The sequence below is a fragment of the Streptomyces sp. NPDC001401 genome, from assembly GCF_042895385.1.
Taxonomy (GTDB): Bacteria; Actinomycetota; Actinomycetes; order Streptomycetales; family Streptomycetaceae; genus Streptomyces.
Genome location: NZ_JBIAWI010000006.1, coordinates 180,051 through 193,994, shown reverse-complemented (window position 1 = coordinate 193,994; position 13,944 = coordinate 180,051). Strand labels below are relative to the sequence as shown.

General features: G+C 70.3%; 12 protein-coding genes and 1 pseudogene. 2 read left to right on the top strand and 11 right to left on the bottom strand.

What is annotated here, in order from left to right; all coding sequences use genetic code 11:
* Nucleotides 1-192 precede the first annotated feature (192 nt).
* The 4 genes from ACFY10_RS22065 to ACFY10_RS22050 all read right to left on the bottom strand — a co-directional run bounded on the left by ACFY10_RS22065 (nt 193) and on the right by ACFY10_RS22050 (nt 5,244).
* The gene (locus ACFY10_RS22065; protein WP_390666871.1) at nt 193-1,614 is read right to left on the bottom strand and encodes an aldehyde dehydrogenase family protein; all 1,422 of its coding nucleotides are present in this window, start codon (nt 1,612-1,614) and stop codon (nt 193-195) included.
* Nucleotides 1,611-2,489 carry an SDR family oxidoreductase gene (locus tag ACFY10_RS22060; protein ID WP_078912476.1) on the bottom strand — a complete coding sequence of 293 codons (879 nt, stop codon included), beginning with the start codon at nt 2,487-2,489 and terminating at the stop codon, nt 1,611-1,613. The genes ACFY10_RS22065 and ACFY10_RS22060 overlap by 4 nt, the downstream gene beginning before the upstream one ends.
* On the bottom strand, nt 2,486-3,832 hold the full coding sequence (locus ACFY10_RS22055) for a flavin-containing monooxygenase (protein WP_390666870.1): 1,347 nt from the start codon (nt 3,830-3,832) through the stop codon (nt 2,486-2,488). Before ACFY10_RS22055 ends, ACFY10_RS22060 begins: the two co-directional genes overlap by 4 nt.
* A gap of 191 nt (nt 3,833-4,023) precedes the next feature.
* Nucleotides 4,024-5,244: an MFS transporter gene (locus ACFY10_RS22050; RefSeq protein ID WP_388816127.1), complete on the bottom strand. Its 1,221-nt coding sequence runs from the start codon at nt 5,242-5,244 to the stop codon at nt 4,024-4,026.
* 189 nt (nt 5,245-5,433) lie between these two features.
* Here ACFY10_RS22050 and ACFY10_RS22045 point away from each other — a divergent pair, with 189 nt between their 5' ends.
* Nucleotides 5,434-6,522 (top strand): AraC family transcriptional regulator, encoded by a 1,089-nt coding sequence (locus ACFY10_RS22045; protein WP_390666869.1) that lies wholly within the window; start codon nt 5,434-5,436, stop codon nt 6,520-6,522.
* 109 nt (nt 6,523-6,631) lie between these two features.
* Here the strand turns inward: ACFY10_RS22045 and ACFY10_RS22040 are convergent.
* From ACFY10_RS22040 to ACFY10_RS22025, 4 genes and pseudogenes are all read right to left on the bottom strand, one after another.
* Nucleotides 6,632-6,913: pseudogene (locus ACFY10_RS22040) on the bottom strand (FxsB family radical SAM/SPASM domain protein); the annotation flags it as partial.
* Nucleotides 6,914-6,946: 33 nt separating this feature from the next.
* Nucleotides 6,947-7,144, bottom strand: coding sequence for a hypothetical protein (locus tag ACFY10_RS22035; protein ID WP_390666868.1), 198 nt, complete (start codon nt 7,142-7,144; stop codon nt 6,947-6,949).
* Between the two features lie 84 nt (nt 7,145-7,228).
* Nucleotides 7,229-8,701, bottom strand: coding sequence for an APC family permease (locus ACFY10_RS22030; protein ID WP_390666867.1), 1,473 nt, complete (start codon nt 8,699-8,701; stop codon nt 7,229-7,231).
* A gap of 50 nt (nt 8,702-8,751) precedes the next feature.
* Nucleotides 8,752-9,477 carry a FadR/GntR family transcriptional regulator gene (locus ACFY10_RS22025; RefSeq protein WP_390666866.1) on the bottom strand — a complete coding sequence of 242 codons (726 nt, stop codon included), beginning with the start codon at nt 9,475-9,477 and terminating at the stop codon, nt 8,752-8,754.
* 167 nt (nt 9,478-9,644) lie between these two features.
* Here ACFY10_RS22025 and ACFY10_RS22020 point away from each other — a divergent pair, with 167 nt between their 5' ends.
* Nucleotides 9,645-11,063: an amino acid permease gene (locus ACFY10_RS22020; RefSeq protein WP_390666865.1), complete on the top strand. Its 1,419-nt coding sequence runs from the start codon at nt 9,645-9,647 to the stop codon at nt 11,061-11,063.
* Nucleotides 11,064-11,096: 33 nt separating this feature from the next.
* On the opposite strand, the gene ACFY10_RS22015 is transcribed toward ACFY10_RS22020, so the two are convergent.
* The 3 genes from ACFY10_RS22015 to ACFY10_RS22005 all read right to left on the bottom strand — a co-directional run bounded on the left by ACFY10_RS22015 (nt 11,097) and on the right by ACFY10_RS22005 (nt 13,913).
* Nucleotides 11,097-11,441 (bottom strand): ArsR/SmtB family transcription factor, encoded by a 345-nt coding sequence (locus tag ACFY10_RS22015; protein ID WP_390666864.1) that lies wholly within the window; start codon nt 11,439-11,441, stop codon nt 11,097-11,099.
* Nucleotides 11,438-11,902: an SRPBCC domain-containing protein gene (locus ACFY10_RS22010; RefSeq protein ID WP_390666863.1), complete on the bottom strand. Its 465-nt coding sequence runs from the start codon at nt 11,900-11,902 to the stop codon at nt 11,438-11,440. Before ACFY10_RS22010 ends, ACFY10_RS22015 begins: the two co-directional genes overlap by 4 nt.
* Nucleotides 11,903-12,002: 100 nt before the next feature.
* Nucleotides 12,003-13,913, bottom strand: coding sequence for an ABC transporter ATP-binding protein (locus ACFY10_RS22005; protein ID WP_390667104.1), 1,911 nt, complete (start codon nt 13,911-13,913; stop codon nt 12,003-12,005).
* Between the last annotated feature and the right edge of the window lie 31 nt (nt 13,914-13,944).

The window sequence follows — 13,944 nt, the reverse complement described above, 5'->3', positions numbered from 1 at the left end:
TACCCGTGGGCTCCGATCCCCTTCTTGCAGAACACGGCCGCGGAGAGGGCCTCATCGCGGCACTCTCCATTCAGCACGGCATCTTCAGCCGGGCGGCCCGCACCACCCGATGGGCCACCCTGCGCGTGTCCGGTCAGCCGTCTTCCGGTGTCTGAGGGCTCACAACGACCCGTTGCCGACTCCCCGACGGGATCAGCGGGTGCGGATCCAGACGGTCTTCTCCCGGGTCCACTGGGCGAAGGCGTTGGTCGATTTCTCCGCGCCGCCGAAGCCGGACTGTTTCCAGCCGCCGAAGGGGGTGGTGATGTCGCCCTCGCTGTAGGCGTTGACGGAGACCACGCCGGCCTGCACACCGCGTGCCAGCCGGAGGGCGGTGTCGAGGTCGCGGGTCCACACCGAGGCGGCGAGCCCGTATTCGGTGGCGTTGGCCAGGTACATGGCCTCCTCTTCGGAGGTGAAGGTCTGGACGGTGACGACGGGGCCGAACAGTTCCCTGGTGAGTACGTCGCTGCCTTCGGGCGCGTGGGTGATCACGGTGGGCGGATAGTAGGCCCCACGCTGCGGGAGGCCGTGCGGCAGTCCTCCGGTGTGAATGCGGGCTCCACCGGCCCGGGCGGCTTCGACCGCCGCCGCGACCCGGTCGAAGGCCGCCCGGTCGATCAGTGGCCCCAGCTGCGTGCGAGGGTCCACGGGATCGCCGATGACCAGGCGTTTCGCGGCGGCCGTGAACCGCTCCAGCACCTCGTCGGCGATGCTGTGGTGGACCAGGACGCGGGAACCCGCCGTGCAGTTCTGCCCCATCGTCAGGAATGCGGCCTCGATCATGTGGTCGATGAGCTCGTCGCCGTAGGCGAGCGCGTCGGCCATCAGTATCTGGGGGCTCTTACCGCCCATCTCCAGTGAGACGCGTTTGAAGTTGGTGTCGGCGGCGTCCTTGAGGATGCGGCGCCCGGTGTCAGTGGAGCCGGTGAAGGAGAGGGCGCCCACGACGGGGTTGCGGGCCAGGGCGGTGCCGGTGACGGAGCCGTGGCCGGTCAGGACCGTGAGGACCCCCTCGGGGAGGCCCGCCTCGGCGGCCAGTTCGGCCAGGTGCAGCGCCGAACGCGGGGTCGCCTCCGCGGGCTTGACCAGCAGACTGTTGCCCGCCGCCAGCGCCGGGCCGACCTTCCATGCGGTCATGGCCAGCGGGTAGTTCCAGGGCAGGATCGCCGCGACCACCCCGACCGGTTCCCGGGTCATGAGGCCGAGGCCGTCCGGACCGCCGGGAGCGATCCTGCCGAACACCTTGTCGGCGGCTTCGGCGAACCAGCGGATCGACTCGACGGCACCGGGTACGTCGCCGGTGAGGCACTCGGTGATCGGCTTCCCCGCATCCTCGCTGTCCAGCCGGGCCAGGATCCTGGTGTCGCGTTCCATCAGGTCGGCCAGTCGCAGCAGCACCGCGCTGCGCTCCCGGACCGGCAGCCCGGACCACACGCCGGATGCGAAGACCTGCTCGGCCCGCTCGGCGGCCTTGGTGACGTCTTCCGAGCTGGTCGCGGGCACGGTGGTGATCAGCTCCCCGGTGGCCGGGTTCACGACCTTCAGCGTGGCGGGGCTCTCGACTGCGGTCATTTCTCCTCCACCAGTTCCCAGCGTCCGTCGGTCTGCCGGGCCAGTCCCCGGCGACGCAGGTCGTCCAGATAGCGGGCCATGCCGCGCTCCCCTCTCCGCTGGAACAGCGGGAACACCTTCGGCAGCAGGTTCGGCGCCAGCATCGCGAACCGGACGAGGCGGGACTCGCCGGTCCGGGGGTAGGCCTCGAGGCGGGGCTTGTCGAGCAGGCTCACCACGGCCGTGACGACGTCGGCGGGCTGTTGCGGCGGATCCTGGAACTGCATGGAGTTCCCGCCATCCACGGCCTCCTGGCGCAGCATCCGGGTGTCCGTCGCCGACGGCAGCACCGATCCGGCCAGGATGCCCTTGCTCCTCAGATCGAGCCCGACGGCGAGCATCGCCCCGCGCAGCCCGAACTTCGAGGCCGTGTAGATCGGGGTCTCCCCCAGCGGGAAGATCCCACCGAGGGAGACGGTGGTGACCACGCGGGCGTCCCGGGAGGCCTGCAGCAGCGGGATCGCGATCCGGGTGGCGACCAGTGGCGAGGTCAGGTTGAGGGTGATCTCCTGCTCGATGCTCTCGACGCTGCGCACGTCGAAGCGTTCGGCGCTGGTCATGCCCACGTTGTTGACGAGGACGTCGAGACGGCCGTACGCATCGGCCACCTGGTCGAAGAGGTGCTCCACCTGGGCGCGGTCGACGAGGTCGCAGCCGAGAGCGGTGTGGCCGGCGCCGGGAAGCTCGGCGACAACACGCTTGGCGCGGGCCTCGTCGATGTCCACCACCACGCAGCGGGCGCCCCCGGTGGCGAAGCGGCGGCACATCGCGCTGCCGATCCCGCCGGCGCCGCCGGTCACCAGCATGACCTTGTCACGGAAGTCGAAGCCGCTCACGAGACTGCCTCCACGCCGCGCAGGGACCGCACGCGCGGCGGCAGGCCCTCGGTGCGCCAGCCCATCTCGGCAGCGACCTTGGCGAGGTGCTTCACGTAGGCCCCGCTGTCGACGTAGCCGGTGTGCCGGGGCGAGTCGACGAACTTGAGGCCGCCGGTCAGGTCTGGGCGGTCGGTACGGATCATGCCCGCGAAGCGCTTCGCGTTCGGCAGCCCCTGCGCCACGTCGTCGATGTGCCCGGCGATCAGCTGGGCCTGGGTGTCGAAGAGCTGGTACGCGCCGGAGTTGGTCTCGATGAAGCCGACTCCGAAGAGGCCCTGGTGCTCGCGGGAGAACGACGACAGGTACAGGTCGGGGTGCTGCTCGTCGCCGAAGTACTTCTGCGCGACCGGCACTTGGTGGACGTAGCCGGTGGCCAGCAGGATCAGGTCGAAGTCGTCGCGGGTGCCGTCCGTGAAGTGGACCGTGCGGCCCTCGGTGCGGGCGATCCCCGGCTTGGCGGTGATGTCGCCGTGCTGGAGATGGTGGATCAGCATCGAGTTGATCGCGGGGTGGGTCTCGAAAAGTTTGTGGTCCGGCTTCTGCAGGCCCAGACGCGTCGGGTCGCCGTTGATGATCCGCAGGAGGGTGCCGAAGACCCGCTGCTCCAGCCACATCGGCAGGTGCGGCCCGCCCGCCGCAATGGTGTCCACCGGCCGGCCGAAGAGGTGCTTGGGGATGAACCAGTAGCCGCGGCGCATGCTGATCACCGCGTGGTCCGCGCTGCGGGCCGCGTCGCAGGCGATGTCGCAGCCGGAGTTCCCGGCGCCCACGACCAGGACCCGCTTGCCGCGCAGTTCCTGCGCGCTGCGGTAGCCGACCGTGTGGCGGACCTCGCCGGTGAAGTGGCCGGGCAGTTCAGGGACGTTGGGGTGCCACTGGGACCCCGTACACACCACGACCTGGCCGTGCACGGTCTGGCGTCCGTCGGTCCGGGTGACCGTCCAGGTGCCGTCCGAGTTCTTTTCCACACTTTCCACCTCGACGCCGAACTGGATGCGCTCCGTCAGTCCGTATGCGTCGGCGAAAGACGTCAGGTAGGAGAGGATCTGCCGGTGCGGCGGATAGTCGGCGAATTCTTCGGGCATCGGAAATCCGCCGAAACCCGAGAGGGTTTTGCTGGAAATGAAATGGGCCGACTCGTACATCGGGCTGCCGGGGTTGTCGATGTCCCAGATGCCGCCCGGCCCGGTGTGCCGCTCAAGATGCGTGTACGGCAGGTTCCGCTCCGTCAGGGCTCTGGCGACCGCGAGCCCGGCAGGTCCCGCTCCGATCACGCAGGTGTCGTACTGGATTTTTCCCATGAGGCGGATCCCTTTTCTATCGGTTCGCAGGCCCGTTCCTGAAGGGCTGAAGGTTTGAGGGGTTGAGGGGTTGAGGGGTTGAGGGGTTGAGGGGTTGAGGGGTTGAGGGGTTGAGGGGTTGAGGGGTTGAGGGGTTGAGGGGTTGAGGGAAACTTATTCATCTGCCGTTCAGCGCGAAATGGTCCGTGCGGTCAGAGAGGGGGCTTGGGCGGCCATGCGAAAGACCGTGCGGTCGTCAGGAGCGCGAGGACGAGTGCGGCGGGTATCGCGTAGGCGAGGCGGAAGTGGCCGGTGGACCCGAGGATTCCGCTGGCTGCGCCGCCCGCGAGCACGCCCGCATAGTTGAAGACGTTCATACGGGCGAGGACCGCTTCGGTCGCCCCCGGTCGCAGGCGTCCGGCGGAGGCGAGGCACAGGGGGACGAGTGCGGAGACTCCGAGCCCGGTGCACGCGGCGGCCAGGACCGCGTACGGCCAGGCGGGGGCGGCCGCCAGTCCGGCCAGGGCGGCGGCGGTGAGCAGGGTGGCGGCACGGATCACGGCCACCGGGCCGATGGTGCGTACGAGGTGGTCGGCGCAGGCCCGCCCGGTGACGGTGCCCACCTGGTAGGCCGCATAGGCCAGGGGTGCGATGGACAGGGCGGTGTCCAGGGTCTGGTGGAGGTACAGCGTCGACCACGACGAGACCGTGGAGTCGATGACGTAGGCGACCAGGAGGACAAGGCCGAACGGGGCGAGTTTGACCCACAGTCCACGGCCCAGCACGACGGACTCCCCGTGGGACTCCTCATGGTCGGACACGGCGAGGGGTGAGTCGGTGGGCAGCTCGTGTGTGCGGACGGTCAGGGCGAGGGCCAGGACAAGCCCGGCCTGTGCGGTCAGCGTGTACTCGGCGGGCCAACCGAGGTGCGCGGTGCCCGCGGTCAGCAGTGCGGCCGCGATGCCGGCCGCGCTCCAGGCGGCGTAGAAGGAGGCGAAGATGCTCCGGCCGTAGTGGCGTTCGACGGCCGCGGCCCGGGTGTTCGCCGACACGTCGATGCAGCCCAGCGCCATGCCGAACAGCCCGTAGGACACCGCGACCACGGCCTGGCCGGGAGCCCAGCCGATCAGCAGCAGGGACGCGGCGGTCGCCACGACGGCGGTCCGCATCGCGGCGACCAGCCCCACCCGCCGGATCACGGCCAGTCCGGCGAAGCTGCCGACGCCCGCACTCAGCGCGACGGTCACGACGAGCACGGTCATCGTCAGCGGGGAGAGCGAGAGGCGCTCCTTGACGGCGGGTACCGTGGTGGCCACGGCGGCCACCGCCGCTCCCTGGGCGGCGAACACCGTCGCCACGGCCCGTCGGGCCGCCGCATGGGGGCTGCGGCGCAGGTATCGTCGCCGGGCCGGGGTCTGAACAGGTGCGGTCATGGTGAGCCTTCGTTCGTTGCGCCGGCGCGAGAGCGCACAACGGGCGGGTTCCGCAAAAGGTAGGGATGGCGAAAAGACCGTGTGCAGCGCGCCGGAGGCCGAAAAGGGGGCCCCGGCGGCCACACCCGCGACAGGCGGGGCCCGGCTGCTTACAGTGGGGCGAGAGACGCCCTGGTGAGAGGGGACGCGATGCCCGATGCTCCCGCTCCGGTCACTTCTCCGGGAACGAGCCGCAGCACCTCGGCCACCATCGCGCCGAACATCCTCCGCTACCTCGCCCGGGTCGCCGGCGAGTGCGGCGTCGACCTGCAGCCGCTGCTGACCCGGGTCGGGCTGGACCCGACGGTGATGGGCTCCGCCGCGCTGCGGGTCTCCTACCGGCAGGGCAGTGACGTCATCCGCCCGGCGGTGCAGCTGACCGGGGACGAACACCTGGGGCTGCGCGTGGGCGCGGCGCAGCACCTGACCGCGTGGGGGCTGCTCGGCTTGGCCATGATGGCCGCGGACACTCTTCAGGACGCCATCGAGACCGGCGTGCGCTATCAGAACCTTTCCGGGGCGATGACGGTGTGGTCGGCCGGCTGGGAGGACGTCGGCTACGTGTTGCGCGCCGATCTGCCGGACCCGGCACTGGATCCGACGGTCGCCGTCTTCCTGATCGAGGAGGCCTACTCCAGCGTCGTCACCCTCACCCGGCTGAGTGTCGGCGCCGCATTCGCCCCGCAGGCGGTCGAGTTCGCCTCCCCCGCCCCGCGCGACATGCGCCCGTTCGACGAGCTCTTCCGCTGCCCGCTGCGCTTCGACGCCGCCGGCAACCGCATGGTGATCCCCGCCCGGTGGGCCCGTGCCACCATGCCGGGACGGGACCCGATCACGTACGCCTCGGTGCTCGACGTGCTGGAGAAGGAGATGGCGTCACGGCGCGACCAGCAGGACCTGCTCGAGGTGCTGGAGATCTCCATCGCGCAGAGCCTCCCGGACGTCCCCTCGTTCCCGGAGCAGGCCCGCAGGCACGCGTCCAGCGAACGCACCCTGCGCCGTCGCCTGGCCGAGTGCGGCACCACGTACGAGGCGATCGTCGACGGCGTACGCCGCGAGCAGGTCGAACAACTCCTGCGACGACCGGAATTGACGCTCCGTGACATCACCCGCCAGGCGGGCTTCGCCGACGTGAGTGCACTGCGGCGGGCGGTGCGCCGGTGGCACGGAGTGACCCCGCTCGAGCTGCGCGCCGCACTGCTGGAGCGGGAGACGCCCACCGGCCGGCCACCCGCGTGACGCTGTCGTCGGGACGGTGGAATTCCGAGAGTTGCGGTGGCCTTCTGTACGAATACCGCCGGAATGCCCCCTACCCGGTGGCCAGGCGCATGAGTCTGCGAGACATTTCTTGCAGTTCCCGGGCAATGTGACGCAGGCGTTCCCGGCCGGCCAGGAGCGGCTCTCCTCCGTGGAGGACCACATGGACCTGCGCGAGGCGGTGCGCGGCGGCGTGTTCAGCGATCCGGCGCGCGGTGCGCCGCAGCGTGTCGTCGGCGATCACCTGCGGCCGGCCCGCCCACGTCGTATCGGCATGGCGGTACACGTAGCAGCGATCGCACGCCAGGTCGCAGCGGCTGTGGACCTTCAGGACGAACTGCCTGAACGGCCGGGGCCGGCTCGATGTCAGCATGAGACGCGTCGCCCGGATCGGACCCGTCGCAGCTCAGATCGCCGAATTGAATCCGATGTGGCCCGGGCGGCGCGCCGGCAGCAGACGACCAAGGGTCCGTTCGCCCATGATCCACAGGTCGTCCACCGGGGTGTCCTGGAGATCCGGGAGAACACTGTCGACCGCCTCGGTGTCAGTGCTCGGGCTCGGCTCTCCCGGCAGCTGTGCCGAGAACTCCTGGACTCGCTTCATGGCATCCCCTTCATGAAGTCGCGGGCACTGGGGCGGGCGCGGTGGCGGCTCTGCGCTGCCCGTGTTCGCAGTTCGCCGGCGCCCTCACTCCGCGTCGGCGACCACCGACCCGACCCGTTCGGCCAGGCCCGGGTCGCGGCGGACCAGGAGCGTCGCGTAGCCGACGGCGAGGAGCAGGGCGGCGAGTGCCGCGAGGGGGAACCAGTTGTACGGCGCGGGCTGGCCGGGCTTGGCGAGGTAGTACAGCGGGACCAGGATGGCGAGGGCGCCGAGGGCGGGCAGCACCAGGTGGCGGACCGTGTGGAACTCCTGCGGACGGTAGCGGCGGTAGTACAGCGGCAGGGCGATGTTGGACGCGAGGTAGACCAGCAGGATCAGGATGGAGCCGAGGCTCGAGGACTCGGTGAAGAAGACGACGGGGTTCATCGGGCCGCCGTCGGCGCCGAGCAGATGGCCCAGGCCCCAGCCGCCGATGATCAGCAGGGAGATGGCGGCGAAGGTGACGATCGCGTTGTTCGGTGTACGGCGGGTGGGGTGGACGTAGCCGAAGAAGGACGGGAGCAGTCCCTCGCGTCCGGCGTTGAACACCAGGCGGGCCTGGGAGTTGATGCCGGCGATCAGCACGCCGAGCGTGGAGGTCAGGCCGCCGATGTAGGCGAGGAAGGCCAGCGCTCCGAGGGTGTCGTGGGCGACGTCGATGAACGGGATGCGGGCCTCGCCGAGTCTGGCGACGTCGTAGTCGAAGCCGGTGACCGTGGCGTAGGAGAAGAGGATGTAGCTCACGGTCATGATCCCGATGGAGGAGAAGACGGCGCGGCCGACGTTGCGCCGGGGGTTCTCCGTCTCCTCGGCCAGGGCCGCGGAGTTCTCCCAGCCGATGAAGAGGTAGACGGCGAGCGGGAAGCCTGCGGCCAGGCCTCGCAGGCCGTGGTGGATGTGGTCGGGCAGGAACGGGGCGGCGGAGAGGTTGCCGCGGTGTTCCACGAGCGCCGCGACCGAGACCACGACGAGCACCAGCATCTCGACGCCGAAGAAGTAGCCGGCCCACTTGGTGGAGACCACCACTCCGCGCAGCATCAGCACGACCGACAGGCCGGTCAGCAGCAGCGTCCAGATGATCCAGGGCAGGTCGACGCCGGTGTAGTGGTGCAGGGTGATCTGCACGAAGCCACCGGAGATCGCGATGACGGAGGCCATCGCGATGATGTAGCCGAGACCGGCCAGCAGGGCCGTGGTCACCGCGCTGACCGGCCCGAAGGTCTTGCCGACGAAGGTGATGAAGCTGCCCGCCGAGGGGTGGGCCCGGGAGAACTGGGCGAGCGTGTTGCCAAGGAGTGCGACCGCGACGCCCGCCGCGAGGATGGTCAGCGGGGACGCGACACCGGCGGTGGTGGCCAGGAAGGCGAAGCCGAAGAAGAAGCTCATGGCCGGGCCGACGTTGGCCATGGTGGCGGCGGCGATGTCCGCCATGCCGAGGACGCCGCCGCGCAGCCGCTGGGGCGTGCCGCCGACGGCACCCGGCGCCGGCGGCGGGCCGACGGTTTCGGGGTGGGGCATGGCGGCAGCTCCTTCTGCTCCGGGGCGGTGCAAGCTATGCGCAGGGGATGTCAGCTCGGGTGGGTGTGGTGGTGTGCCTTGACCGCCTGGACGGCGGGGTCGAGCGCGCCGCGGCCGAGTTCGGCGAGCAGATCGGCGTGGCAGCGGTTCCGCGCCCGTACCGCCTCGGGACTCGGGGCGGGCAGCACCAGGCACAGTCGGCCGAGGAGGTCGGCGGTGAGTTCACGGATGCCCGCTCCGCCGAGCGCCTGGGCGAGGTCGAGGTGGAAGCGGGTCTCCAGCATGAGCAGTTGTGCCGGGTCGTCGGCCAGGTCCATCTCGTCGACCAGCGCCTGGAGTCCTTCGAGCCGCTCGGCCGGAACCTCGCCCGCGCTGTGGGCCACGAGACCGCACTCCAGGAGCAGGTGGAAGGCGTCCAGCGAGGCCGCCTCGTCGGCGTCGTGCAGCAGTGGGACGACCGTGTCCCAGCCCTGTGCGACGAAGGTTCCGCCGGCCCGGCCGCGTCGGCGGTCGAGCAGGCCGTCCTGGCACATCCCCTCCAGCGCGCGGCGCACCGTGATCTCGCCGATGCCCAGTTCTTCCGCCAGTACACCGGCGTCCGGCAGCCGGTCCCCCGGTGCCACGGACGTCAGGCGCACCTGCAGGGCTATGCGTGAGCGGACGAGCTCCGAGCCGGTCTGGCCCCGGCCGGGCAGGACACGGGCGTCGTGCACACCGGCCTCCGGCGCCGGACCCGGCTGGCTGTAGGGCCCGAACTTGCCCGCTGCGTTCACCACGACGTCACCCTAACGGTCGGCCGAGCGGGGCTAGGGCGGGCGATGACGCGGCGTCCTGTGCATGCACGGAAAATAGAGCATGGTGAACAGTTAAACAAGACTGTTCTTTTAGATCGTACTGAACTAATTTCCGGGTCACCGTCCCCTCTCCCCTCATGGATGTCGCGATGACCTCAACGCTCACCAAGAGTCCGCCCGCCGAGCCCGGTCTGAAGGCCGGGCTCAAGAACCGCCACCTGTCGATGATCGCGATCGGCGGCGTCATCGGCGCCGGTCTGTTCGTCGGCTCCGGATCCGGCATCGCCGCCGCCGGCCCCGGCATCCTCGTCTCGTACGCGCTCGTCGGCGTCCTGGTCGTCCTCGTGATGCGGATGCTGGGCGAGATGGCCGCGGCCAACCCGACCTCCGGCTCGTTCTCGGCGTACGCGGACCGTGCGCTGGGGCGCTGGGCCGGGTTCACCATCGGCTGGCTGTACTGGTTCTTCTGGGTCGTGGTGCTCGCGGTCGAGGCGACCGCCGGCGCCAAGATCCTGGCCGGCTGGATACCGGCGGTCCCGCAATGGGGCTGGGCCCTGATCGTGATGCTCGTCCTGACCGCCTCCAACCTGGCCTCGGTCGCCTCCTACGGCGAGTTCGAGTTCTGGTTCGCCGGCATCAAGGTCGTCGCCATCGCCGCGTTCATCGTGGTCGGCGGGCTCGCGATCTTCGGCCTGCTGCCCGGCTCGGACCACCCGGCGTCCGGCTTCTCCAACCTCACCGCGCACGGCGGTTTCCTGCCGCACGGGCCGGGGGCGATCCTGACCGGTGTCCTGATGGTGGTCTTCTCCTTCATGGGGAGCGAGATCGTCACGCTGGCGGCCGGTGAGTCCGCGGACCCGCAGGGTGCGGTCACCAAGGCCACCAACAGCGTGATCTGGCGCATCGCGGTGTTCTACCTGGGCTCGATCCTGATCGTGGTCTCGCTGCTGCGCTGGGACGACCCGGCGATCCTCAAGGACGGCTCGTACGTCGCCGCCCTGAGCTCCATCGGCATCCCGCACGCCGCCCAGATCATGAACGCGATCGTGCTGACCTCGGTGCTGTCCTGTCTCAACTCCGGCCTGTACACCGCCTCGCGCATGGCGTTCTCGCTCGGCGGCCGCAGTGACGCCCCGGCCTCCTTCGGGCGCACCACGGGACGCGGCGTGCCGCGTACGGCCATCCTGGCCTCGGTGGTCTTCGGCTTCGTCGCGGTCGCCTTCAACTACCTGTGGCCGGACACCGTCTTCCAGTTCCTGCTCAACTCCTCCGGTGCGATCGCCCTGTTCGTGTGGCTGGTGATCTGTTTCTCGCAGCTGCGGATGCGCAAGATCATCCAGCGGGAGGCGCCGGAGAAGCTCGTCGTGAAGATGTGGCTCTACCCGTACCTGACCTGGGCCACGATCGCCCTGATCACCTTCGTACTGGGCTACATGCTGACCGACACCGCCGACGGCGGCGGGCGCGACCAGGTGGTCCTGTCTACGCTGGTGGCGCTGGCCGTGGTGGTCTTCGCGCTGGTCCGCGAGCGGGTGGGCCGGAAGCGGGACGCGCTGGTCTCGTCGTAGGACCGGGCACTGGCGGGTGATACCGGGTCCGTCTCAGGGCCCGGTATCGCCCTCTGCCAGTTCCTTGATCGACTGCAGGCGGTGCTCCCAGCGGGCGGCAAGTGCGTCCATCCATCGTGTGGCCTGTTTGAGCGGCTCCAGTTGGGCCTCGTAGCGGACCTCACGCCCGGCACGGTGGGCGCGGACCAGTCCTGCGCGGTGCAGGACGGACAGGTGCTTGGCCACTGCCTGCCGGGTGACGGGAAGGCCGGCCGCCAGGGTCGTCGGCGTCGCGCCGCCGTCGCGGGCGAGGGCGGCGAGGATCTGCCGGCGGATCGGGTCGGCCACGGCCACCAGGACGTCGTCCGGGGCCGGAACGCTGTCGGCGGTACGGGTCATGCCTCGGTCTGCTCGCATTCCGCGCGCAACCGGTCCAGCTTGCCGGGCCAGTTGCTGCTGTTGGCCCGATGGCGTACGGCCGCCTCGTCGCCGGGCAGGCCCAGTCGCGCGAAGCCGCTCTCGACCATGGTCAGCCGGGTGCTCGCCGAGGACTCGTCCTCGACCAGGGTGAACTCGACCCGGGTGGCGTTGAGGTCGTCCGGCTCTTCGCCCGCGGCGCCCTGGGACCAACGCCAGGAGAGGGTGCGGGGCGGGTCCACCGTCTCGATGCGGGCCGGGATGACTCCATGCACCCCGTGGTCGAAGACGAGCAGGCCGCCCGGGCGGAGGTCGACCTTGACCGGCTCACCGTTGCCGAACCAGTGGCCGAGGAAGGCGGGTTCGGTGAGCACGGTCCAGACCCTCTCCCGGGATGCGTTGATCACGACGGAACGTTCGATCACGTCGGGGATCACGGCCACCTCGTCTCCTTCGGATCATCCGGATCGGACCCTCCGGATGTGCAACCCAACGGTTGCACATCCCCGGCCCGACACGCAACCAGCCGGTTGCGCATCGGGCCTATGCCACCGCCTCGACCGCCGCCGCACCCCCCTCGCCGTTCCGCTCCTCGCCGCCCCGCTCCTCGAACTGCGTCCGATACAGCTCCGCATACCTGCCGCCGGCCAGCAGCAGTTCCTCGTGCGTCCCCCGTTCCACGATCAGTCCGCCCTCGATCACCAGGATCACGTCCGCCGCCCGCACCGTGGACAGGCGGTGGGCGATGACGACCGCGGTGCGGCCCTCCAGGGCCTCGGCCAGTGCCTCCTGGACGGCGGCCTCCGAGGTGTTGTCGAGGTGGGCGGTGGCCTCGTCGAGGATGACCACGCGCTGGCGGGCCAGCAGCAGCCGGGCGATGGTCATGCGCTGGCGTTCGCCGCCGGAGAGACGGTAGCCGCGCTCGCCGACCACCGTGTCGAGACCGTCGGGCAGGGACCGTACGAGATCGTCGAGGCGGGAGCGGCCCAGGGCGTCCCACAGGTCGGCCTCGGTGGCGGTGGGGGCGGCCAGGAGGAGGTTGGCGCGGACCGTGTCGTGGAAGAGGTGGCCGTCCTGGGTGACCATGCCGAGGGTGGCGCGCAGGGACTGTGCGGTCAGGTCGCGGACGTCGGTGCCGCCGACGCGTACGGCACCCCCGTCGACGTCGTACAGGCGCGGAAGCAGTCCGGCGATCGTCGACTTGCCGGCGCCGGAGGAGCCGACGAGTGCGACGGTCTGGCCCGGTTCGGCGCGGAAGGAGATGCCGTGCAGGACCTCGGCGCCGCCCCGGGTGTCCAGGGTCGCCACCTCCTCCAGGGAGGCCAAGGAGACCTTGTCGGCGGAGGGGTAGCCGAAGCGGACGTCGTCGAACTCGACGGAGACCGGGCCGTCGGGCACGGCGCGTGCGTCCGGCTTCTCCTCGATGAGGGGCTTGAGGTCGAGCACCTCGAAGACGCGCTCGAAGCTGACGAGGGCGCTCATCACCTCGACGCGCGCCCCGGCGAGCGCGGTGAGCGGCGCGTACATACGGGTCAGCAGCAGCGCCAGCGACACGACCGCGCCCGGCGCCAGGCTGCCGCGCAGCGCGAACCAGCCGCCGAGGCCGTAGACCAGGGCGAGGGCCAGGGAGGAGACCAGGGTCAGGGCTGTGATGAACACCGACTGGGCCGTGGCGGTGCGCACGCCGATCTCCGCGACCCGTCCGGCGCGGGCCGCGAACTCCACCGACTCCTCCTCCGGGCGCCCGAACAGCTTGACCAGTGTGGCGCCGGGGGCGGAGAAGCGTTCGGTCATGCGGGTGCCCATCGCCGCGTTGAGCGTGGCCGCCTCCCGCTGCATACGGGCCATGCGGCTGCCCATGCGCCGGGCGGGGATCACGAACACCGGGAGCAGCACCAGCGCGAGCAGGGTGATCTGCCAGGACAGCGTCAGCATGACGGCGAGCGTGAGCAGGAGGGTGACCAGGTTGCTGACCACTCCGGACAGTGTGTTGCTGAACGCACGCTGCGCGCCGATGACGTCGTTGTTGAGACGGGAGACCAGCGCTCCCGTACGTGTGCGTGTGAAGAACGCGACCGGCATCCGCTGCACATGATCGAACACAGCCGTCCGCAGATCGAGGATGAGCCCCTCCCCGAGCGTCGCCGAAAGCCTCCTGCCGAGGATGCCGAGGGCCGCCTCCGCGACCGCGATGAGTGCGATGAGCAGGGCCAGACGTACGACCTTGCCCTCGTCACCGCCCGACACGATCGCGTCCACGACACGCCCGGCCAGTACGGGGGTCGCGACGGCGAGCAGCGCGGTCACCACCCCGAGCACCACGAACTGCGCCATGCGGGCGCGGTGCGGGCGGGCGAACGCGGCGATGCGGCGCAGCGTGGCGCGCGCGAAGGGGCGGCGCTCCTGCTCGGCGTTCATGACACTGTGCAACTGCATCCAGGCTGTGGTCTCCATGCTCATGAGAGAGACCGTAAGACCTCAAGCA

Bases quoted from the DNA above. Each gene is read 5' to 3' on its own strand.
- ACFY10_RS22065 (WP_390666871.1), bottom strand. From the start codon at position 1,614: ATGACCGCAGTCGAGAGCCCCGCCACGCTGAAGGTCGTGAACCCGGCC.
- ACFY10_RS22055 (WP_390666870.1), bottom strand. From the start codon at position 3,832: ATGGGAAAAATCCAGTACGACACCTGCGTGATCGGAGCGGGACCTGCC.
- ACFY10_RS22050 (WP_388816127.1), bottom strand. From the start codon at position 5,244: ATGACCGCACCTGTTCAGACCCCGGCCCGGCGACGATACCTGCGCCGC.
- ACFY10_RS22045 (WP_390666869.1), top strand. From the start codon at position 5,434: ATGCCCGATGCTCCCGCTCCGGTCACTTCTCCGGGAACGAGCCGCAGC.
- ACFY10_RS22035 (WP_390666868.1), bottom strand. From the start codon at position 7,144: ATGAAGCGAGTCCAGGAGTTCTCGGCACAGCTGCCGGGAGAGCCGAGC.
- ACFY10_RS22030 (WP_390666867.1), bottom strand. From the start codon at position 8,701: ATGCCCCACCCCGAAACCGTCGGCCCGCCGCCGGCGCCGGGTGCCGTC.
- ACFY10_RS22020 (WP_390666865.1), top strand. From the start codon at position 9,645: ATGACCTCAACGCTCACCAAGAGTCCGCCCGCCGAGCCCGGTCTGAAG.
- ACFY10_RS22015 (WP_390666864.1), bottom strand. From the start codon at position 11,441: ATGACCCGTACCGCCGACAGCGTTCCGGCCCCGGACGACGTCCTGGTG.
- ACFY10_RS22005 (WP_390667104.1), bottom strand. From the start codon at position 13,913: ATGGAGACCACAGCCTGGATGCAGTTGCACAGTGTCATGAACGCCGAG.